This is a genomic window from Symbiopectobacterium purcellii (assembly GCF_019797845.1).
Classification (GTDB): Bacteria; Pseudomonadota; Gammaproteobacteria; order Enterobacterales; family Enterobacteriaceae; genus Symbiopectobacterium; species Symbiopectobacterium purcellii.
The window spans coordinates 670572-693491 of sequence record NZ_CP081864.1; the positions used below are offsets into that span (position 1 = coordinate 670572).

Here is a 22920-nt window from a genome sequence, read left to right on the forward strand (position 1 = left end):
CTCTTTTTATTATTTGCCTGAGCAAGAAAGTGCGTAGTCCGCGCCTAACATACATACCGCGCCTGCAAGGCGAGGCTCGACAGTGGCCATAACGTCATTATTGGCACTGCTGCCGCCTGGTTGTCCCTGTGTGGTAGGGGCTGTAGTGGCATCGTGCGTGACAACCATGTTGGAGCCCGTCAGCTGTTGCGTCAGGTTTTGCGTCGCGAAACGGTTACCAATATTGGCCGCGAGCGGTAAATCAGTGGGGATTGGCAGATCGACGGTTAATGCGCCATTCACGTAGGTAATGTTGTAGTTGGCAAGGCGATCGCCCACCGCATTTTCAGCTACCACCGCATATTGCCCCACTGCCGCTGAACGATCGGCACCTGAGCTTGAGACGGTTACCGACTCGACGCTATCTCCGTTCAACAGGCCGTTAGCCTGATAGCCGAGCGTTGCTGTTTGGCCATAAAGCTTGCTGGCGTTATCGGCACTGATGGTGAGCGCCGCCGGGGTAACGACCAGTGAGCCATTGTTATAGCTGATGGTGTAATTGCCCAGTTTGCTGCCGGTGGCATCGCTGGCGGTGATGCCATAGCTGCCGACGTTGGCGCTGCTGGCGTTGCCGGCGCTGGTCAGGGTTAACCCATCAACCGTATCGCCGTTTACCAAACCAGCGGTGGTATAGCCGAGGTTTGCACTGCTGCCGTAGATCTTGCTGGTGTTATCGGCACTGATAGTGAGCGCTGCCGGGGTAACGGTCAGCGTGCCATTGTTATAGCTGATGGTGTAGTTACTCAGTTTGCTGCCGGTGGCATTGCTGACGGTGATACCGTAGCTGCCAACGTTGGCGCTGCTGGCGTTACCAGCGCTGGTCAGGGTTAACCCGTCAACCGTGTCGCCGTTTACCAGACCTGCTGCGGTATAACCGAGATTGGCACTGTTGCCGTAGATCTTGCTGGCGTTGTCGGCGTTGATGGTGAGCGCTGCCGGGGTGACGGTCAGCGTGCCATTGTTATAGCTGATGGTGTAGTTGCCCAGTTTGCTGCCGGTGGCATCGCTGGCGGTGATGCCGTAGCTGCCGACGTTGGCGCTGCTGGCGTTACCGGCGCTGGTCAGCGTTAATCCGTCAACCGTATCGCCGTTTACCAGACCTGCTGCGGTATAACCGAGGTTGGCACTGCTGCCGTAGATCTTGTTGGCATTGTCGGCGCTGATGGTCAGTGCCGCCGGGGTAACGGTCAGCGAGCCATTGTTATAGCTGATAGTGTAGTTGCCCAGTTTGCTGCCGGTGGCATCGCTGGCGGTGATACCGTAGCTGCCGACGTTGGCGCTGCTGGCGTTACCAGCGCTGGTCAGGGTTACCCCATCAACCGTATCGCCGTTTACCAGACCTGCTGCGGTATAACCGAGGTTGGCGCTGTTGCCGTAGATCTTGCTGGCGTCGTTGGCGTTGATGGTCAGTGCCGCCGGGGTGACGGTCAGCGAGCCATTGTTATAGCTGATGGTGTAGTTGCCCAGTTTGCTGCCAGTGGCATCGCTGGCGGTGATACCGTAGCTGCCGACGTTGGCGCTGCTGCCGTTACCGGCGCTGGTCAGCGTTAACCCGCTAATCGTATCGCCGTTCACCAGTCCTTCAACGGTATAACCCAGGTTTGCACTGCTGCCATAGATCTTGCTGATGTTATCAGCGCTGATGGTGAGCGCTGCCGGGGTAACGGTCAGCGAGCCATTGTTATAGCTGATGGTGTAGTTACCCAGCTGGCTGCCGCTGGCATCGCTGGCGGTGATGCCGTAGCTGCCGACCGTGGCGCTGCTGGCGTTACCGGCGCTGGTCAGCGTCAGAGCGTCAATCGTATCGCCGTTTACCAGACCTGCTGCGGTATAACCGAGGTTTGCACTGCTGCCATAGATCTTGCTGGTGTTATCGGCACTGATAGTGAGCGCTGCCGGGGTAACGGTCAGCGAGCCATTGTTATAGCTGATGGTGTAGTTGCCCAGTTTGCTGCCGGTGGCATTGCTGGCGGTGATGCCGTAGCTGCCGACGTTGGCGCTGCTGGCATTACCGGCGCTGGTCAGGGTTAACCCGTCAACCGTATCCCCGTTTACCAGACCTGCTGCGGTATAACCGAGGTTTGCACTGCTGCCGTAGATTTTGCTGGCGTTACCAGTGCTGGTCAGCGTCAGTCCATCAATCGTATCACCGTTCACCAGACCCGCTGCCGTATAACCGAGGTTGGCACTGTTGCCGTAGATCTTGCTGGCGTCGTTGGCGTTGATGGTCAGTGCCGCCGGGGTGACGGTCAGCGTGCCCTCGTTATAGCTGATGGTGTAGTTGCCCAGCTTGCTGCCGCTGGCATCGCTGGCGGTGATGTCGTAGTTGCCGACGTTGGCGCTGCTGGCGTTACCGGCGCTGGTCAGCGTTAACCCGCTAATCGTATCGCCGTTCACCAGTCCTTCAACGGTATAACCGAGGTTTGCACTGTTGCCGTAGATCTTGCTGGCGTCGTTGGCGCTGATGGTGAGCGCCGCCGGGGTGACGGTCAGCGTGCCATCGTTATAGCTGATGGTGTAGTTGCCCAGCTTGCTGCCGGTGGCATCGCTGGCGGTGATGTCGTAGCTGCCGACCGTGGCGCTGGTGGCATTACCGGCGCTGGTTAGCGTCAGAGCGTCAATCGTATCGCCGTTTACCAGCCCCTCAGTGGTATAGCTGAGGTTTGTGCTGTTGCCATAGATCTTGCTGGTGCTATCGGCGCTGATAGTGAGCGCTGCCGGGGTGACGAGTAGCGTGCCATCGTTATAGCTGATGGTGTAGTTGCCCAGTTTGCTGCCGGTGGCATCGCTGGCAGCGATGCCGTAGCTGCCGACGTTGGCGTTGGTGGCATTACCGGCGCTGGTCAGCGTCAGTCCGTCAATCGTATCGCCGTTCACCAAACCTGCGGCGGTATAACCGAGATTGGCACTGTTGCCGTAAATCTTACTGGCGTTATCAGCGCTGATGGTGAGTGCCGCTGGTGTGACGCTCAGAACACCACTGTTATAACGGATTGTATAGTTGGACAAGCCGACACCGCCCGCGCCACTGACTGCGAGACTGTAGCTGCCTACGTCGGCATAGGGGAGAACCCTGTGCTTGTATAGGTCATCGAGTTAATCGAATCCCCGTTGACTAACCCGGAAGCGGAATAGGAAGCGAAGGGGAAGTTGCTGCCATAGACCTTGCCAATGTTATTCGCGGTAATGGTCAGCAGCGCGGGCGTCACCGTGCCGCCAAGGCTGATGATGTTTGCTGCTTGTCCGCTCGCGTTAACGGCGGTTAGCCCTGCGGTGCTCAATGTATGAACGCCAACGCTGTCTGTAAGCTGAAGCCCATTGGTTAAACGGCCGCTTATCGCGTTCCAGAAACCGGCACCGTAATAGGTTGTTGTCGGTGTCGCGCCGTAAACGGCATTCTGTGCCACACCCACGACGCCCGAGAAACCGAACAAATTAGGTGCTGCGGTGCCCGTTGCTGGTGCCCATACGGTGCTGTCCAATGCGCTGAAATTACTGGGGTCTTTCATTTGCGCGCTGGTCAATCCTGCTATGGATTGGGTTGGCTGCGTGGCAGCTCCCACGCCTGAACTGACTGAGGTTTCTTTATTCCAATACGAGTTAATTACCCTTCCACTACTACCAGAGGCAATCAATCCGCCAGACGCAAATGAAGAGGTGGTCGTAATGGTATTGTTGGCATAGCTCCCTGAAATGGTACCAGACTGGTTGTTGCCGACTAAGCCGCCTGTTTGGGCATTTAAGCCGGTATTCAGGGCTCCCGTTGCATAGCTGTTGAGCACAGATCCCGCATTGGCGCCTGCCAGCCCACCGACATACCCAACGGCACCACTCATCCCGGAGCCTTTCACGCTACCGGATGAATAGCTTTGCATTATCCTGCTGTTATTGAAGTTATAACCAACCAATCCCCCGGTATATTGGAGACCGTTGCCCGTAGTGCCTGAAAGATTGAGCGCACCGTCAAAGTAGCTCTGTAAGATGTCTTTGTTATTCTGGCCAACCAGCCCCCCCCAATAGGACCAACTGGAGGTGTATGTGGCACTGACTGTCGCGCCAGAGTGGGCGTATTTGACGGTGTCTGCATTGAGCCCAACCAACCCACCCATATAGGTGGTGGCGGTGGAGGTGCGCGTCAAGGTGCCGGCCGCAGAGGCATAGGCGATCGTCCCGGTGTTATAGGCTGCTAACAAACCGGCATAGAAGGTAGCGGTGGAGGAGCCGGTTAATTGCGCCGCGGTCAGCGCGATATTTCTGATGGTGCCCGTGTTGTAGCCAAACAGACCTACATACGCATCGGCACTGCTGATTTTCAGATTAGAGATGGTGTTGCCAAGACCGGTGAAGGTGCCGCTAAATGCCGTGCCTTGTGATGTTCCGACCAGGGCGCTGCTGTAGGTGGTGCCGTTGGCATTCACATTCTGCGCCAGCGCATAACGACCCGATAATCCGGTGGTGTTGATGGCATCCAACTGTGCCATCGAGCGTATCAGCGTGTAATTCTCGCCACCGATAGAGAGTGAGGAATTGGCACCTGACAGGGTGACGGATTTGCCCGATAGCAACGTGTAGTCTTTGCCACTGCCATAATTGAGTGCCAGACCGGCGTTGGTGCCAGTGGCCGAAATATTGCCGTTAAGGGCAATGTTACCCGCGGCCTCCAGCGTTAACGACGTATTGGCAGACCAGCCAATATTGCTGGCAACGGTAATATCACCGCTCTGTGTACCGCTTGAGCCCGTCGAAACGGTGACATTCGCCAATGCCAGCGCCCCTTGCAGGGTGTTGGCATTAATCACACTATCATCGGCGCTGGCGCTGAACCCACCCCCTGTATCGGCGGCCGATGAGATAATCACATTGTGCGGATCGAGCAGCAGGTTACCGTATTTACCACTGTCTGCCGACAGATCGGTTTTGCCCGTGTAAGCCAGTGTCGCTTTGCCGGAGACTTCCGCTTCGCCACCGCTGCCAGCACCTGCGCCGCGAGCGCTGATGTTGCCCGCAAAGTGGGTATGCTTATCTGACCACACAATAACATTACCGCCGTTGCCATCGGTGGTTGCATCTGCTTTTACCACGGTGGTGGCATCAAGCGTGGTGGTCGTGGCGCGCTGTGTACTGCCTTTGCCTTGGCGTTCACCGTCAATATTAACGGTGCCACCGCCCGTTTTACCGGAGACATCCACCGTGGCTCCTGCCAGAGCAATCGAATCGCCGGTAATGTTCACCTTACCGCCATTGCCCTGCGCCGACGTGGCGGTCACGGTGCCTGATACGGTAACGTTGCCACCTTCGCCGCCGCCAATGGTGATCGCGCCGTTTTGGCCGCCCACGCTGTTAGCCTCAACAACGCCGGAGAGGTTGATGGCGTTGCGGACGGCATTGCGTGCGGTTGCCGCCGTCAGCTGATACGGTCCCGTTATTCTGAATTAACGCCTCTTTCACACCGGAGGTGCTCGGTACGGCAACTTGAAGGAAACCATCGCCAGAGAGATCGAGCGTGGCTTTCTCGGCGGCTCCCAAGCCCACTTTGCCTACCGGTACATTGATAAGTCCGTCATTTTTTACGCTGCCACCCATCAAGGCCGCATATCCGCCGCGCCCTACGCTGATGATCCCGGCATTACTCACCTCTGCTGAGTTTCCATTTCCGGTAAACTGGCGTTTTCCTTTAAGGAAATCTTCATCTTTGATGTCCAGCGTTGAGGCGACAAATCCACCGCCCACTTTTACTGAACCGGAGGAGGTGATCGCAATACCGTTCGGGTTGATCAGATAAACTTGCCCGTTCCCTGTTACCGTGCCCGCGATCGAGGAGCGCGTGGAGCCGGTTACCCGATTGAGGATCGCCGAGGAACTGCTCGGTTGGATAAAATTAACGGATTGGCCCTGACCGACAGAAAAACTGTTCCAGTTAACAATGGCAGTATTGGATTGCTGAGTTACCGTCATCGCATTGCCGTTGCCGCCAATAGACACGTTACCCGCTGCGACCGTGGCACCGCCAGGCAACGTTGCACCCAACGTTGGGGCGGTGATAGCGGCGCTTACCACGAGTGCGATGATGCGTTTATTAAACCTGGTGTTAATTTTGCTGTGCTGTGCATAACAAGATGTTACTAAAAAAGGCGATGTCATTAGCATGTTTCCTAAAAATAGTGATAGTTGTAAATTTCTTTTCCTTATTATCACACTCTAATTTTACGGTAAATTTACATTTTCACTCAATGGGTTATAAAGTGAGTAGGTGAGCGTTGTGTAAGGATTAAATGCTGATTCGGTGTGCTATTTGTTGTTTTAAATGGTGAGTTTCATCACAATGCGGAGTGTTTTTTGCTAATTTAGTTTCTTAAAAAAAGGATACGACTTAAACGGTGTTTTTTTCAGCGTTTTTTGCGCTGAATTAAGACGTTTCTCTCTGTTTTTTGTGCGCGCGCGACGTGTTGTTTTTCAAGGGTTGACAACTGTCTTTTCTTTTCAATAGAATAGAGAAAGATTTCAGATCTTGTCCTCGCATCATCTCTGATTGATAGCTTGCTTTTTCACGGTTGGCGGCGTACTATTTGCCACGTTTTCGGACGCGGGGTGGAGCAGCCTGGTAGCTCGTCGGGCTCATAACCCGAAGGTCGTCGGTTCAAATCCGGCCCCCGCAACCAAATCACTTCTTTCGCTTAAGTTTTTTTTCAAATGAACTGTGAGTGGCGGTTATGACACCCACAGCGGTTTTTTGAAAAAATCCTTGCGAGAAGTAATACCGCAGCCTGTTGCGGTATATAGGGTCCAGTTACATAAAGCCCCGATATTTCGGGGTTTTTTGTTATTTGGCAACAACATAACTGGGCTTTTAGCCCTTTTTTTATGTCTTGGGGGTGGGCTTGTCCACATTAGAACAGAAATTGACAGAGATGATCTCGGCACCCGTTGAAGCATTAGGCTACGAATTGGTGGGCGTTGAGTTTATCCGTGGTCGCCAATCGACGCTGCGTATCTATATTGATAGTGAAGACGGCATCACAGTTGATGATTGTGCTGATGTCAGCCACCAGGTGAGTGCGGTGCTGGATGTTGAAGATCCCATTACGGTTGCCTATAACCTGGAAGTGTCATCACCTGGCCTGGATCGTCCTTTATTCATCGCAGAACATTACGTGCGTTTCCTCGGCGAAGAAGTGACCCTGGTGCTGCGCATGGCGGTACAAAACCGTCGTAAATGGGCGGGAATTATCAAATCCGTTGAAGGTGAGATGATTACCGTAACAGTGGAAGGCAAAGATGAAGTGTTCGCACTGAGCAACATCCAGAAGGCGAACCTGGTACCCCACTTTTAAAGTTTGGATGAGGCAACTAGGATGAACAAAGAGATTCTGGCTGTTGTGGAAGCAGTTTCCAACGAAAAAGCCGTTCCGCGCGAAAAAATTTTTGAAGCACTGGAAACTGCCTTAGCGACAGCAACAAAGAAAAAATACGAACAGGAAATTGACGTTCGGGTTTGCATCGATCGCAAAACCGGCGATTTCGATACCTTTCGTCGTTGGGTTGCCGTCAATGAAGTGACGCAACCGACGCGTGAAATTACGTTGGAAGCGGCTCAATTTGAAGATCCGAGCATCGACCTCGGCGGCTACATTGAAGATCAGATTGAATCCGTCACGTTTGACCGTATCACCACGCAAACGGCTAAACAGGTTATCGTGCAGAAAGTACGTGAAGCTGAACGTGCCATGGTGGTCGATCAGTTCCGTGAGCAGGAAGGCGATATCGTCACGGGCGTGGTCAAAAAGGTGAACCGCGACAACATTTCGTTGGATCTGGGCAACAACGCAGAAGCGGTGATTGGCCGTGAAGATATGCTGCCGCGTGAAAACTTCCGTCCGGGCGACCGTATTCGCGGCGTGCTGTACTCAGTAAGACCGGAAGCGTGTGGCGCACAGCTGTTTGTCAGCCGTTCACGCCCTGAGATGCTGGTGGAACTGTTCCGCATTGAAGTACCGGAAATTGGCGAAGAAGTTATCGAGATCAAAGCGGCGGCTCGCGATCCGGGTTCTCGCGCTAAAATCGCGGTGAAAACCAATGACAAGCGTATCGATCCGGTAGGTGCATGCGTGGGCATGCGCGGTGCGCGTGTACAGGCCGTATCCAGCGAACTGGGCGGCGAACGCATTGATATCATTCTGTGGGACGATCATCCGGCACAGTTCGTTATCAACGCCATGGCACCGGCAGACGTTGTTTCCATCGTGGTTGACGAAGATACCTGCACCATGGATATCGCCGTGGAATCCAGCAATCTGGCACAGGCGATCGGCCGCAACGGGCAGAACGTACGTCTGGCTTCTCAATTGCTGAAACAGCACCGTTCAGATGACCGCTGGGAACTGAACGTGATGACCGTTGAAGACCTGCAAGCCAAGCATCAGGCGGAAGCACACGCGGCGATCGACGTCTTTACCAAGCACCTGGATATCGACGAAGAGTTCGCCACTGTGCTGGTTGAAGAAGGTTTCTCCTCACTTGAAGAGTTGGCCTATGTGCCTATCAAGGAACTGCAGGAGATCGATGGTCTGGATGAGGAAACCATCGAAGCACTGCGTGAACGTGCCAAAGCGGCATTGACCACGTTGGCGTTAGCGCAGGAAGAAAGCCGTGGCAGTGGCCAACCGGCGGAAGATTTGCTCAGTTTACCGGGTTTACCGCGCGAGTTGGCGTTCACTCTCGCCGCGCGTGGAGTATGTACGCTGGAAGATCTTGCTGAGCAGGGCGTTGACGATCTGACGGATATTGAAGGGCTGAACGATGAGAAGGCCGGTGAGTTGATCATGGCCGCCCGTAATATCTGCTGGTTCGGCGACGAAAACGAATAACGACACTGTAGCAGGAAAGGAACAGCATGACAGAAGTGACCATACAATCGCTGGCCGTTGAGATTCAGACTCCGGTAGACCGCCTGATACAGCAGTTTGCTGATGCGGGAATTACCAAGTCTGCATCGGACAACGTGTCTCAGCAGGAAAAAGAGACGCTGCTGGCGCATTTGAACCGCGAACGCGGTTCTGCGGCCGGTAAGTTGACTCTACAACGTAAAACGCGCAGTACCTTGAATATTCCGAGCACTGGCGGAAAAAGTAAATCAGTGCAGATTGAAGTCCGCAAAAAACGCACGTATGTTCAGCGCGATCCGCTGAGCAGTCAGCAGGCTGAAGAAGAAGAGCGTGCACGGCAGGAAGCGGAAGAACTGGCTCAACGTGAAGCTGAAGAGCAAGCCAAGCGAGAGGCCGCTGAAAAAGCCAAGCGTGACACAGCGGAAAAAGAAAAAGTGAGCAACCAACATAATCATAGTACGACAAAGTCTGTTCCTGCGACAGATAAGGCCCGCCGTGAAGCTGAGGCTGCTGAACTGAAGCGTAAATCTGAAGATGCTGTTCGCAGCAAGGTCGAAGAAGATACGCGCCGTGTTGCAGAGGAAGCACGCCGTATGGCGGAAGAAAATGCCGCTAAATGGGCCAGTGAGACACCGCGTGAAGAAGAGGATAGCACTGACTATCACGTCACTACGTCGCACCATGCCCGCGTCGCTGAAGATGAAAACGATCGTGAAGTCGAGAGTAATTCTCGTAGCCGCACCCGGACAGCTAAAGCGCCTAAGCAGAAGAAAGGCAACCGCCTGTCTGAAAATAAAGCTGACCGTGAAGAAGCGCGTGCCGCAACCCGTGGTGGTAAAGGCAAGCGTAAGACCAGCACGTTGCAGCAAAGCTTTAATAAGCCAGCTCAGGCAGTTAACCGCGACGTGATAATCGGTGAAACCGTGACGGTTGCCGAATTGGCGAACAAAATGGCGGTGAAAGGCTCTCAGGTCATTAAGACCATGATGAAGCTGGGTGCCATGGCGACCATCAACCAGGTCATCGATCAGGAAACGGCCCAGTTAGTGGCGGAAGAAATGGGCCACAAGGTTATCCTGCGTCGCGAAAACGAGCTTGAAGAAGCGGTAATGAGCGACCGTGATATGGGTGTTGCGGCAGAATCGCGCGCACCGGTCGTGACCATCATGGGTCACGTTGACCACGGTAAAACGTCACTGCTGGACTACATTCGCTCCACCAAAGTGGCGGCAGGCGAAGCGGGCGGGATCACCCAGCACATCGGTGCCTACCACGTTGAAACTGAAAATGGCATGATCACCTTCCTGGATACCCCGGGCCACGCCGCGTTTACCGCGATGCGTGCACGTGGTGCACAGGCAACGGATATCGTGGTGCTGGTGGTTGCTGCCGATGACGGTGTGATGCCGCAGACCATCGAAGCCGTGCAACACGCCAAAGCGGCCAAGGTGCCGGTGGTGGTTGCGGTCAATAAAATTGACAAGCCAGAAGCCGATCCGGATCGCGTCAAAAATGAATTGACGCAATATGGCATCATCCCTGAAGAGTGGGGCGGCGATTGCCAGTTTGTCCCTGTGTCAGCCAAAGCCGGTACTGGTATTGATGATTTGCTCAATGCCATTCTGCTGCAAGCAGAAGTGTTGGAACTGACGGGCGTTCGCAAAGGCATGGCAAGCGGCGTGGTGATTGAATCCTTCTTGGACAAAGGTCGTGGCCCGGTTGCTACGGTTCTGGTGCGTGAAGGTACCCTCAACAAGGGTGATATCGTGCTGTGCGGTTTCGAATATGGTCGCGTGCGTGCCATGCGTGATGAACTGGGCCGTGAAATTACCGAAGCGGGTCCGTCCATTCCGGTAGAAATCCTCGGTATGTCCGGTGTTCCGGCTGCGGGTGATGAAGCCACCGTGGTGCGTGACGAGAAGAAAGCCCGTGAAGTGGCGCTCTATCGTCAAGGTAAATTCCGCGAAGTGAAACTGGCGCGTCAGCAGAAATCCAAACTGGAAAACATGTTCGCCAACATGACCGAAGGCGAAGTGTCCGAACTGAACATCGTGATGAAAGCCGACGTTCAGGGGTCCGTGGAAGCGATTGCCGATTCGTTGCAGAAACTCTCTACCGACGAAGTGAAAGTGAAGATTGTTGGCTCCGGCGTCGGTGGGATCACCGAAACCGACGCGACGCTGGCCGCAGCGTCCAACGCTATCATTCTGGGCTTCAACGTTCGTGCCGATGCGTCTGCCCGTCGCGTTGTCGAAGCAGAAAGTCTGGATCTGCGTTACTACTCCGTCATCTATGATCTGATCGACGAAGTGAAGCAGGCGATGAGCGGTATGCTGGTACCGGAATACAAGCAAGAGATCATCGGCTTGGCCGAAGTTCGCGATGTGTTCAAATCACCGAAGTTTGGCGCGATCGCTGGCTGTATGGTGACGGAAGGTATCGTGAAACGTCACAACCCTATCCGTGTGCTGCGTGACAACGTGGTTATCTATGAAGGCGAGCTGGAATCTCTGCGCCGCTTCAAAGATGACGTTAACGAAGTACGTAACGGCATGGAATGTGGTATCGGCGTGAAGAACTACAACGACGTGCGTGTTGGCGATAACATCGAAGTGTTCGAAATTATCGAGATCAAACGTACTATCGCTTAACCAGTCAGGGTATGGCGAGACGCGCAACGTTTGCACGTCGTATTGACTTATAGGGGGCCTTAGTGCCCCCTGATTTTTCCTTGAGGACTCGATTATGGCTAGAGAATTCAGTCGCACTCAGCGCGTATCGCAAGAGATGCAGAAAGAGATCGCCATTATTCTTCAGCGTGAAGTGAAGGATCCGCGCGTTGGCATGGCGACGGTTTCTGGTGTCGATCTGTCACGTGATTTGGCGTATGCCAAGGTATTTGTGACGTTTCTGAACGATAACGAACCCGAGCAGGTGAAAGCGGGCATCAAAGCATTGCAGGATGCTTCCGGTTTTATTCGTGTGCTGCTGGGTAAGGCAATGCGTTTGCGCGTGGTGCCGGAATTGACTTTCGCCTACGACAACTCGTTGGTGGAAGGGATGCGGATGTCCAACCTGGTGACCAACGTCTTGCGCAGCGATGCCGAGAAGCGTTCTGCCAACGGTGACGACGATCGGGAGGATTGATGAGTCGTCCTCTTCGTCGCGGCCGTGATATCCACGGCGTGTTATTGCTGGATAAACCGCAAGGTGCGTCATCCAACGACGTGCTGCAAAAGGTAAAGCGCATTTTTAATGCCAACCGGGCCGGACACACCGGTGCGCTGGATCCGCTGGCGACCGGAATGCTGCCGATCTGCCTGGGGGAAGCCACCAAGTTTTCCCAGTATTTGCTGGATTCGGATAAACGCTACCGGGTGATTGCGCGTCTGGGCCAGCGTACTGACACCTCAGATGCCGATGGCAATGTGGTGGAAACGCGCGCGGTGACCTTTACCGAGCAGGCGTTGGCGGAGGCACTGGAACGCTTTCGTGGTACCACGCAGCAGGTGCCATCGATGTATTCCGCGCTGAAGCACCAGGGCCGCCCATTGTACGAGTATGCGCGCCAGGGGATCACGGTCCCGCGTGAAGCTCGTGATATCACCGTGTATGAACTGCTGTTTATTCGTCACGATGCCGATGAGCTGGAACTGGAAATTCACTGTTCCAAAGGCACTTACATTCGCACCATCATTGACGATCTCGGTGAAATGCTCGGCTGTGGTGCTCATGTGACTTATCTGCGCCGCGTGCAGGTTGCCACTTATCCGGCAGAGCGCATGGTCACCTTGGATCAACTGCAAGCCCTGTTGGCGCAAGCGCAAACGGAAGGGCAATCCCTTGAGGCGGTGCTGGATCCGCTGCTGATGCCGATGGACAGCCCGGTCAGCAATTATCCTGAGGTGAATCTGCCGCCAGCTGTGGCAGGTTATCTCAAACTTGGGCAGGCTGTTGCGGCGGCTAACGCTCCTGTTGAAGGGATGGTTCGTATCACCGAAGGCGATGCCCGTGCGTTTATTGGTATGGGGATTATCGATGACGCCGGACGCGTGGCACCCAAGCGTCTGGTGGTCGAATTCTCGGAATAAGGCTTACCGTGTCTGCCTTGCGATCGGCCATGGCTGAGAGTAGAATGGCGCGGCCTATTTTTAATAGGTTACATAGGTTGCTGAATTAGAGATCGGCACCTGTTTTTTTATCTATACTGTTTTGGAGTATTACAATGTCTCTAAGCGTTGAAGCTAAAGCAAAAATCGTCGCAGACTTCGGTCGTGGCACTAACGACAGTGGTTCTACCGAAGTGCAGGTTGCTCTGTTGACCGCGCAGATTAACCATCTGCAAGGCCACTTCTCCGAGCACAAAAAGGATCACCACAGCCGTCGTGGTCTGCTGCGTATGGTTTCTCAGCGCCGTAAGCTGCTGGACTACCTGAAGCGTAAAGATGTAGCGCGTTATGCTACCCTGATCGAGCGTCTGGGTCTGCGTCGCTAATCTGGCGAGTTTCAGTGGGAAGGGGCCTCATAGGGCCCCTTTCTTCTAGGAAGTGCTTGCAAAACAGAGTAATGTATTACCGACTTTGTCGTCGCCGTTCGCTACAGAGGTTCGCGCGGCTAATGAGAAATTTCATGTCTCTTTTTGGACTCGTTCCAGCATGACGTGAGGGTTGTCATTAGTCGCGAGGATGTAGTGAGATGGTTTGTAATCAACGGGGAGACGCTGTGCCGAACACAACGACATCGGCTGGCATCTGGTAAACCCGAGAATGATAAACCCTGAGTAAAGGATATTATTTTGCTAAATCCTATCGTACGTAAGTTTCAATACGGTCAGAATACCGTCACGCTCGAAACGGGCATGATGGCACGTCAGGCCACTGCTGCCGTTATGGTCAGCATGGATGACACCGCTGTTTTCGTCACCGTTGTCGGGGCGAAAAAGGCTAAAACCGGTCAGGACTTTTTCCCGCTGACCGTTAACTATCAAGAACGTACTTATGCTGCGGGCCGTTTCCCTGGCGGTTTTTTCCGTCGTGAAGGCCGTCCGAGCGAAGGCGAAACCCTGATTTCGCGTCTGATTGACCGCCCGATCCGTCCGCTGTTTGCCGATGGTTTTGTCAATGAAGTGCAGGTTATCGCAACGGTGGTTTCTGTAAATCCGCAGATCAACCCAGATATCGTAGCGATGATCGGTGCGTCTGCGGCGTTGAGCCTGTCAGGTCTGCCGTTTAACGGGCCGATTGGTGCTGCACGCGTTGGTTACATCAACGACCAGTTTGTACTGAACCCGACCATTGATGAACTGAAACAGAGTCGTCTGGATCTGGTGGTTGCCGGTACCGAAGGCGCTGTGTTGATGGTGGAATCCGAAGCGGATCTGCTGAGCGAAGATCAAATGTTGGGTGCGGTGGTATTTGGCCACGAGCAGCAACAGGTGGTTATCGACAACATCAATGAGCTGGTGAAAGAAGCGGGTAAACCGCGTTGGGATTGGCAGGCGCCGGCCGTCAACGTTGCGTTGCTGGAACGCGTGCAGGCACTGTCTGAAGCGCGCTTGGGCGATGCTTATCGCATCACCGAGAAGCAAGAACGTTACGAACAAATCAACGTCATCAAAGCTGACGTTGAAGCCCAATTGTTGGCTGCGGACGACACGCTGGATGCGGGTGAGATTCAGGACGTTCTGGGCAGCATCGAGAAAAATGTGGTGCGCAGCCGCGTACTGCGTGGCGAACCGCGTATCGATGGCCGTGAAAAAGACATGATCCGTGCGCTGGATGTGCGTACTGGCGTGCTGCCGAGAACCCACGGTTCTGCGCTGTTCACTCGCGGTGAAACTCAGGCGCTGGTAACGGCGACGCTGGGCACCGAGCGTGATGCACAGAATATTGATGGATTGACCGGTGAAACTACCGATCGCTTCCTGCTGCACTACAACTTCCCTCCGTACTCTGTGGGTGAAACCGGTATGGTTGGCTCGCCGAAGCGTCGTGAAATTGGTCACGGTCGTCTGGCGAAACGTGGTGTGTTGGCCGTGATGCCTACTGCCGCTCAGTTCCCGTATACGGTGCGTGTGGTATCTGAAATCACAGAATCCAACGGATCTTCTTCCATGGCTTCTGTCTGCGGTGCCTCTCTGGCGCTGATGGATGCTGGCGTGCCGATCAAAGCCGCCGTTGCGGGTATCGCAATGGGTCTGGTGAAAGAAGGCGATAACTTTGTGGTGCTGTCCGACATTCTGGGTGACGAAGATCACCTGGGCGATATGGACTTCAAAGTGGCCGGTAGCCGCGAAGGCGTTACCGCACTGCAAATGGATATCAAAATTGAAGGTATCACCCGCGAAATCATGCAGGTTGCACTGAATCAGGCCAAGGGTGCGCGTCTGCACATTCTGGGCGTGATGGAACAGGCTATCGGCGCGCCGCGTGGTGATATTTCTCAGTTTGCACCGCGTATCCACACCATCAAGATCAGCGTCGACAAGATCAAAGACGTTATCGGTAAAGGTGGTTCTGTGATCCGTGCGCTGACCGAAGAAACGGGCACCACCATCGAGATCGAAGATGACGGTACGGTGAAAATCGCCGCAACCGACGGCGAGAAAGCGCGTCATGCGATTCGTCGTATCGAAGAGATCACCGCAGAAATCGAAGTCGGTCGTGTCTACCAAGGTAAGGTAACGCGCATCGTTGATTTCGGCGCGTTCGTTGCGATTGGCGGCGGCAAAGAAGGTCTGGTACACATTTCTCAAATCGCTGACAAGCGCGTTGAGAAAGTCACTGACTACCTGCAAATGGGTCAGGAAGTTCCGGTTAAAGTACTGGAAGTTGACCGTCAGGGCCGTGTACGTTTGAGTATCAAGGAAGCAACTGCTCAGCCTCAGGATGCCGCTGCTACAGCGCCTTCTGAGGAAGAATAACAGCCGTTTTGCTGTTATTTTGCCACTCCCTGCCTCGGCGGGGAGTTGGGCATTTGTGAGGCGCGGATAGCCTCACATTGAGCGTGCGGGGACAGGATGTTCATCCAATGTTTGTCTTCGGGAGTGGGAAATGAAGCCTTTCTTACGCTGGTGTTATGTTGCGACAGCACTTATGCTGGCAGGATGCAGCAACACGGATTGGCGTAAAAACGCGGTATTGGCAATTCCAGTGCAGCCTGCTTTACAGCAGGAAGTCATTTTGGCGCGCATGGAACAAATTCTTGCCAGTCGGGCGTTAACCGATGACGAACGCGCACAGCTATTATATGAGCACGGAGTGCTGTATGATAGTCTCGGACTGAGAGCGTTAGCGCGTAATGATTTTTCACAAGCGCTATCAATCCGTCCGGATATGCCGGAGGTGTTTAACTACCTCGGCATTTATTTAACGCAGGCAGGCAATTTTGATGCTGCCTATGAAGCGTTTGATTCTGTACTAGAGCTTGATCCAACTTACAATTATGCGCGTTTGAACCGGGGCATCGCCTTGTATTATGGCGGTCGTTACCTGTTAGCGCAGGATGATCTGCTGGCGTTTTATCGAGACGATCCGAACGATCCTTTCCGTACGTTATGGCTGTATTTGGCTGAGCGGGAGATAGATCCCAATGCTGCCAAGGCCGCGCTGAAGAAGCGTTATGACAGTGCAGAAAGAGGTCCTTGGGGATGGAATATTGTCGAATTCTACCTGGGCAACATCAGTGAAGCTGTGCTGATGGAGCGCCTGAAGGCAGAAGCAACGGATAACACTTCGCTCGCTGAGCATCTCAGTGAAACTGACTTCTATTTAGGTAAGCACTACCTAAGTCTGGGGGACAAGAACAACGCCATGGCGCTGTTCAAGCTGACGGTTGCCAACAACGTACATAACTTTGTTGAGCACCGCTATGCATTGTTGGAATTGGCATTGTTAGGCCAAGAGCAAGACGACCTATCAGGATCGGACCAGCAATAGCTGACGAACGTAATCAGCCGGGAACCACCGTTTCCATCGCCTTAACGGGCGAGGGCTTTTTTGTTCGTTTTTTAATCTAATTTGAGCCGGTTCACACTTTTCAATGAAAATGACTGAGTATTTTCTCGACAAGTTACGTGTAGACTGGCCGCCATTTCACTATGAGGCACGTTTACATGGCAGAGTTTGAAACCTCTTTTGCTGACCTGGGGCTGTCCGCTCCTATTTTGAATGCACTGTCGGATCTGGGATATGAGAAGCCCTCTCCCATCCAGGCAGAATGTATTCCTCATTTGCTTAATGGCCGCGACGTGCTGGGTATGGCCCAGACCGGTAGCGGCAAGACGGCGGCGTTTTCATTACCGCTGCTGCACAATATCAAGCCTGAACTGAAAGCGCCGCAAATGCTGGTGCTGGCACCGACCCGTGAGTTGGCGGTGCAGGTGGCTGAAGTCTGTAATGATTTCTCTAAACACATGCACGGTGTGAGTGTGGTAGCGCTCTATGGCGGCCAGCGCTACGACGTTCAATTGCGTGCGCTGCGCCAGGGTGCGCAAATTGTTGTTGGTACACCGGGACGTCTGCTGGATCACCTGAAACGCGGTACGCTCGATCTTTCCAACCTGAGTGGTTTGGTGCTGGATGAAGCTGACGAAATGTTGCGTATGGGCTTCATTGACGATGTTGAAAACATCATGGCCCAGATCCCGGCTCAGCACCAAACGGCACTGTTCTCGGCAACCATGCCGGAAGCGATTCGCCGTATTACGCGCCGCTTTATGAAAGATCCGCAGGAAGTGCGCATTCAATCAAGCGTGACGACGCGTCCGGATATCAGCCAGAGCTACTGGACTGTGCACGGCATGCGTAAGAACGAAGCGCTGGTGCGTTTCCTGGAAGCGGAAGATTTTGACGCCGCCATTATTTTTGTGCGTACCAAGAATGCAACGCTGGAAGTGGCTGAAGCCCTGGAGCGTAGTGGGTACAACAGCGCGGCACTGAACGGTGACATGAACCAGGCGCTGCGTGAGCAGACGCTGGAGCGCTTGAAAGATGGTCGTCTGGATATTCTGATCGCCACCGACGTTGCGGCACGCGGTCTGGATGTGGAACGTATCAGCCTGGTGGTGAACTACGATATTCCGATGGATGCAGAATCCTACGTGCACCGTATTGGCCGTACTGGCCGCGCCGGTCGTGCTGGTCGTGCATTACTGTTTGTGGAAAACCGTGAACGCCGCCTGCTGCGCAACGTTGAACGCACCATGAAGCTGACAATCCCTGAAGTCGACCTGCCGAACGTTGAACTGTTAGGCGAGCGTCGTCTGGCGAAGTTTGCTGCCAAAGTGCAGTCGCAGCTCGAAAGCAGCGATCTGGATATGTACCGTGCGTTGCTGGCTAAGCTGCAACCGGCTGAAGAGCTGGATATCGAAACGCTGGCAGCGGCATTGTTGAAAATGGCGCAAGGTGAGCGTCCGCTGATCCTGCCGCCGGAACCGGCGATTGAGCGTCGTCCGCGCCGTGAATTCCGCGATCGTGATGATCGTAACGACCGTGGCGAGCGTCGCCCGAGCAATGACGGTGAACGCCCGCAGCGTCGTGAGCGCCGTGATGTGGGTGAGATGCAGCTGTATCGCATCGAAGTGGGTCGTGATGATGGTGTTGAAGTTCGCCATATCGTTGGCGCTATTGCCAACGAAGGGGATATCAGCAGCCGTTACATCGGCAACATCAAGCTGTTCGCATCGCACTCCACCATCGAATTGCCGAAGGGCATGCCGGGCGATCTGCTGACGCACTTTACCCGTACGCGTATCCTGAACAAGCCGATGAACATGCAACTGATCGGCGATGCACAACCGTTCGAACGTAATTTCAACCGTGATGGTCAACGCAGTGAAGGTCAACGCGCTCCGCGCCGCCGTCCTGCTGATATTGGTCAATAAAAATCACCTTGGGTAATCGGTGTATTGGCTTATCTTTGAGGCGAAGTTCAACACTTCGCTTCAAAACATAAAATAGTCCCTTACATAACTTTTACCTTTGTTGCTTTTTTGGTATAAAAAGCGGCCCGCCGATAATGGTGGGCCGTTTTTTTTGACTCACCGGCTGATCTTAATTTTGTTTTAAGGTTTTAAAGGGATAGTCCAGCTTTTCGGCGTGGTTATTACGGTGCCGGAAGAGAGGGACTAAAAAAAGAGACCTCATAAAAGTAGTGCTGTTTGGCGCTGCATAAAAAATAACAACGTTGTGTGGAATTAACTATGTCTGAACGCTTTGTTAAGGAACGCTTTAGTTGGCGTTCGCTCGGATGGCTTTTGCTCTATTTTTGGTTTTTCTCCTGCGCACTCCAGCTTGTCATTGTTCTGACTGGTCATAGCGGCACTACGGGATTACGCGATTCGTTACTTTACAGCTTGCTATGGCATGGCTGATCCCGGTTTTTGTTTTCCCTGCCAGAACCAAAATCATTAGCAGCGTACTGGGTATTCTGTTATGGATAACCTCTCTGATCGCCCTGGGTTATTACTCGATATATAAACAAGAGTTTTCACAAAGCGTTATGTTTGTGATGTTCGAGTCTAATAGCAAAGAAGCCGGTGAATATGTAAGTCAATATTTCAGTCTGAAAGTTTTGGCTATATTGATTTTTTATACGGTGATCGTTGGGTTGCTGTGGCGTAAAGTACGACCGGTTTACCTGCCGTTGAAATATAAAGTGACGGTATGTACCTTAATTGCCGTGGTGCTGTTTGGTGTTCCTCTTTATAAAAAAATGCATAACGAGGGCGAAACACTGGCAGAAGCCAGCGGTTATCTGGCAAGCCGTATGTCCACCACCGCGCCGTGGCAGTATATTGCGGGTTACGTGGAGTATCGCCAGCAGTTGGCAAGCATGACAGAAATGCTCAAGCAGAATGCGGCCTTACCTCCGCTGGCAAACCTGAAAGATGCGAACGGCGATACGCCGCGCACGTTGGTGCTGGTGATCGGTGAGTCAACCACCAGTAGTCGTATGAGTCTGTATGGCTATGGTCGTGAAACCACGCCCCGTCTGGACGCGCTGCGTAAAAGCGATCCCAATCTGGTCGTGTTCAACGATGTCGTGACCTCACGTCCGTACACCATTGAAATCTTGCAGCAGGCGCTAACGTTTGCCGATGAGTTGCAGCCGGATCTCTATCTGACCAAGCCCTCGCTGATGAACATGATGAAACAGGCCGGATATAAAACGTTCTGGATCACTAATCAGCAGACCATGACCAAACGCAATACGTTGCTGACCGTGTTCTCTCAGCAGACGGACGAACAGTTCTATATGAACAATCAGCGCACGCAAAGCGCGCGCCAGTACGATGACGTGGTGTTTGCCCCGTTTGAAAAGGTGTTGGCCGATCCCGCTGAGAAGAAATTCATTGTGGTGCACCTGTTAGGCACTCACATGAAATACAAATTTCGTTATCCGGAAGAGACAACGAAATTTGTCGGGCGAGAAGGCATTCCTGACGGCGTGAGCGACAGCGACGTCGAAGTCTACAACGATTACGACAATGCTGAGCTGTACAACGATTACGTGGTCGAAACGCTGATCCGAACCTTTGAAAAAACGCGGCCGAATGGCTTCCTGCTTTACTTCTCGGATCACGGTGAAGACGTTTACGAGACGCCGCCGCACAACGTGCTCGGGCGCGATGAGTCTGCACCGACGCGTACCATGTACACCGTGCCGTTCATTCTCTGGAATTCGCCACAGTGGCAGAAAGATCACCCGATCGACTATGCCCCTTACGTAGACCGGAAATACAGCAATGCGCATCTGCTACATACCTGGTCAACGCTGGCAGGGCTTAGCTACGATATTCAGGAACCGGAAAAAAGCCTGGTCAGCCCTGCGTTTCGAGAATCAAAACGTTTGATCGGCGATCCCTACGGTAAGAAGGCACTGCGCACCTTTGACAGCTTGCCTTACACCGCAGGCGAAAAATAACCTTTAGGCTGTCGCTGTGGTAGAGAGGGGCTTCCCTCTCTACCAGATAACATGACGTTAGCCGATCACAGACTGACGTATCTGCATGATCCGCTCGAAAGAGTCTCTTCGCGCTTGATGATCAAAGATCTGTCCGTTGATCATTATCTCGTCTGCTTTAGTCTCTCGCAGCAAGCTGCGCAAACCATGCTGCACTTTACTGTTGTCACCGACGATCGCCAAACGCAGCGCTTGATCCACGCCAAACTGTTCGGCTGGAGACCAGAGTGAATCCATATTTTGCACTGGCTCAGGCAGCGGTCCGGGTTGCCCACGACGCAAATTCAGAAACTGCTGTTGCACCGAGGTGAACAAGAAACGCGCATCGCGTTCAGTTTCAGCCGCAATCACGTTCACGCACACCATGGCATAGGGCTTGTTCAGCGTGTTAGAGGGTTTGAATTTCTCCCGATACAATGCCATTGCCTGAAGCAACATATCCGGGGCGAAATGCGCGGCGAAGGCAAACGGTAACCCCAATGCTGCCGCTAATTGTGCGCTGTAGAGGCTGGAGCCCAACAGCCAAAGCGGCACCTGCAAGCCCTGGCCCGGCACGGCGCGCACCGCCTGGTCTGGTTGAGCATCGGCAAAATAGCGTTGTAATTCCTGTACGTCGCGGGGGAAATCGTCGATTTCCGCATTCTGGTGGCGACGCAGGGCCATCATGGTGCGTTGATCGGTGCCCGGCGCGCGTCCCAAGCCTAAATCGATACGCCCAGGGTAGAGTGATTCCAGCGTGCCGAACTGCTCGGCGATCACCAGCGGGGAGTGGTTTGGTAGCATGACGCCACCGGATCCTAGCCGGATGCGTTCTGTGCCAGAAGCAAGATAACCGATCAGCACCGAGGTTGCGGCGCTGGCGATACCGGTCATGTTGTGGTGCTCGGCTAACCAATAACGGTGGTAGCCCCATTTTTCCGCGTGCTGCGCCAGATCGAGCGAGTGATGAAAGGCGTCTCTGGGCGTGGCGCCTTGTGGGATCGGCGCTAAATCCAGAACGGAAAACGGGATATCGTGAGAAAACAGTGTTGTTTGGGTATCGGTTGACATTGCGGCAGGCTCACTGTGTTTTTTTCACAGTATTGCGCACGCTCGCACATTTTTATATTCAAAACGGGCGATCGGGCGGCGAGCCGCCCGACGCCTGTCAGGATACCAATTCCAGACCGGCGACGCGTCGCCAGTAGCCGTTACAATCGGCATCTTGCGTCAGGGGCAGCGGTGTCTGGCCTTGCTCATTGGCGCGGAAGCTATCGATCAGGGTCAGCGTATCCAGCGACTGCGGCGACAAGCGAACGATATCCACCAAGCCTTGCATCGATGCCAGTTCGTTGCCGAGGTTGTAGCAATAACCACTCATGGTCTGGATACCGTTGAGCACAAACACCTGCTGATTTTCCTGCGACAGCATGGCGCGCCCCTGCGGATACTTGATGCAGCAGGTTTCACACTCATCCTTGGCGCGGTTTTCTGAGCGAGCGGTGAAACAGCGCGCTGAGTAAGCCAACGGCAAATGCCCGTAACCCAGCACTTCTACCTCGAACTGATGGCGAAAACCGAGGGCATCGCATTGGTCGAGCAGGTCGCTTAGCCAGTCGCGGGAAAGTTCAACCGGCATGCACCAGCGCATCATCCCTTGCTTATGCAACAGACGCAGCGTGTGGGCGTTGTAGCAGTTAAGCGCATGGCCCGCGACAAAGGGTAAATGCCGGTCTGCGGCCATGTTCACCGCGCCGAGATCGTTGGCTTCCAGCAAGAACTCACCGTTTTCCACATAGCGTTTCAATTCGCTGAGTTCTGAGGGGGCCTGAATCAACGCCAATGTAGACAACACAATTTGCTTGCCGCTGGCGGCAAGTTGCTTTGCCATATCGAGCCAGTCGCCCACCTTGATGGCGCGCCGCTTGCTGCACACCGTTTCACCCAGATAGACAATATCGGCACTGCTCTGGCTGGCTGCCTGATAAAAGGCTTCCACATCCATTTTTTGCCAATAGTAAAGGATGGCACCTAACGCATATCTCATACTGTTCTC

The 22920-nt window shown here is 53.8% G+C and carries 14 protein-coding genes, 1 tRNA gene and 1 pseudogene; 11 read left to right on the forward strand and 5 right to left on the reverse strand.

Annotated elements, in window-relative coordinates:
* Window positions 1–9: 9 nt before the first annotated feature.
* Genes K6K13_RS23065 through K6K13_RS23070 form a run of 3 tightly spaced genes read right to left on the reverse strand, consistent with a single transcriptional unit; the run spans window position 10 to window position 6180 of the window.
* Complete coding sequence (locus K6K13_RS23065; protein WP_252120409.1) at window positions 10–3048, reverse strand: beta strand repeat-containing protein; 3039 nt, start codon at window positions 3046–3048, stop codon at window positions 10–12.
* 41 nt (window positions 3049–3089) lie between these two features.
* Window positions 3090–5375, reverse strand: a complete 2286-nt coding sequence (locus K6K13_RS03330) for a beta strand repeat-containing protein (RefSeq protein WP_252120410.1) — start codon at window positions 5373–5375, stop codon at window positions 3090–3092.
* Between the two features lie 10 nt (window positions 5376–5385).
* The gene (locus K6K13_RS23070) at window positions 5386–6180 is read right to left on the reverse strand and encodes a two-partner secretion domain-containing protein (RefSeq protein WP_252120411.1); all 795 of its coding nucleotides are present in this window, start codon (window positions 6178–6180) and stop codon (window positions 5386–5388) included.
* A gap of 441 nt (window positions 6181–6621) precedes the next feature.
* Between K6K13_RS23070 and K6K13_RS03335 the strand changes: the two genes are divergently transcribed.
* The 11 genes and pseudogenes from K6K13_RS03335 (at window position 6622) to cptA (ending at window position 20846) form a co-directional block, all read left to right on the forward strand.
* Window positions 6622–6698: transfer RNA gene (locus K6K13_RS03335), tRNA-Met, on the forward strand.
* 219 nt (window positions 6699–6917) lie between these two features.
* Window positions 6918–7370: a ribosome maturation factor RimP gene (rimP, locus tag K6K13_RS03340; protein WP_222159524.1), complete on the forward strand. Its 453-nt coding sequence runs from the start codon at window positions 6918–6920 to the stop codon at window positions 7368–7370.
* Window positions 7371–7391: 21 nt separating this feature from the next.
* Window positions 7392–8903, forward strand: a complete 1512-nt coding sequence (gene nusA, locus K6K13_RS03345; protein ID WP_222159525.1) for a transcription termination factor NusA — start codon at window positions 7392–7394, stop codon at window positions 8901–8903.
* A gap of 26 nt (window positions 8904–8929) precedes the next feature.
* On the forward strand, window positions 8930–11572 hold the full coding sequence (gene infB / locus K6K13_RS03350; RefSeq protein WP_222159526.1) for a translation initiation factor IF-2: 2643 nt from the start codon (window positions 8930–8932) through the stop codon (window positions 11570–11572).
* A 94-nt stretch (window positions 11573–11666) separates the two neighbouring features.
* Complete coding sequence (gene rbfA / locus K6K13_RS03355; RefSeq protein ID WP_222159527.1) at window positions 11667–12068, forward strand: 30S ribosome-binding factor RbfA; 402 nt, start codon at window positions 11667–11669, stop codon at window positions 12066–12068.
* Window positions 12068–13012: a tRNA pseudouridine(55) synthase TruB gene (gene truB, locus K6K13_RS03360; protein ID WP_222159528.1), complete on the forward strand. Its 945-nt coding sequence runs from the start codon at window positions 12068–12070 to the stop codon at window positions 13010–13012. The genes rbfA and truB overlap by 1 nt, the downstream gene beginning before the upstream one ends.
* Before the next feature lie 134 nt (window positions 13013–13146).
* Window positions 13147–13416 carry a 30S ribosomal protein S15 gene (gene rpsO, locus K6K13_RS03365; protein ID WP_222159529.1) on the forward strand — a complete coding sequence of 90 codons (270 nt, stop codon included), beginning with the start codon at window positions 13147–13149 and terminating at the stop codon, window positions 13414–13416.
* Window positions 13417–13716: 300 nt separating this feature from the next.
* Complete coding sequence (gene pnp / locus K6K13_RS03370; RefSeq protein WP_222159530.1) at window positions 13717–15843, forward strand: polyribonucleotide nucleotidyltransferase; 2127 nt, start codon at window positions 13717–13719, stop codon at window positions 15841–15843.
* 130 nt (window positions 15844–15973) lie between these two features.
* Window positions 15974–16858 carry a lipoprotein NlpI gene (gene nlpI, locus K6K13_RS03375; RefSeq protein WP_222159531.1) on the forward strand — a complete coding sequence of 295 codons (885 nt, stop codon included), beginning with the start codon at window positions 15974–15976 and terminating at the stop codon, window positions 16856–16858.
* 176 nt (window positions 16859–17034) lie between these two features.
* Complete coding sequence (locus tag K6K13_RS03380) at window positions 17035–18804, forward strand: DEAD/DEAH family ATP-dependent RNA helicase (protein WP_222159532.1); 1770 nt, start codon at window positions 17035–17037, stop codon at window positions 18802–18804.
* 318 nt (window positions 18805–19122) lie between these two features.
* A pseudogene (gene cptA, locus K6K13_RS03385) lies at window positions 19123–20846 on the forward strand (phosphoethanolamine transferase CptA).
* A 57-nt stretch (window positions 20847–20903) separates the two neighbouring features.
* On the opposite strand, the gene K6K13_RS03390 reads toward cptA, so the two are convergent.
* Complete coding sequence (locus K6K13_RS03390; RefSeq protein WP_222159533.1) at window positions 20904–21935, reverse strand: luciferase-like monooxygenase; 1032 nt, start codon at window positions 21933–21935, stop codon at window positions 20904–20906.
* A gap of 97 nt (window positions 21936–22032) precedes the next feature.
* Window positions 22033–22911: a U32 family peptidase gene (locus K6K13_RS03395; protein WP_222159534.1), complete on the reverse strand. Its 879-nt coding sequence runs from the start codon at window positions 22909–22911 to the stop codon at window positions 22033–22035.
* Window positions 22912–22920 lie beyond the last annotated feature (9 nt).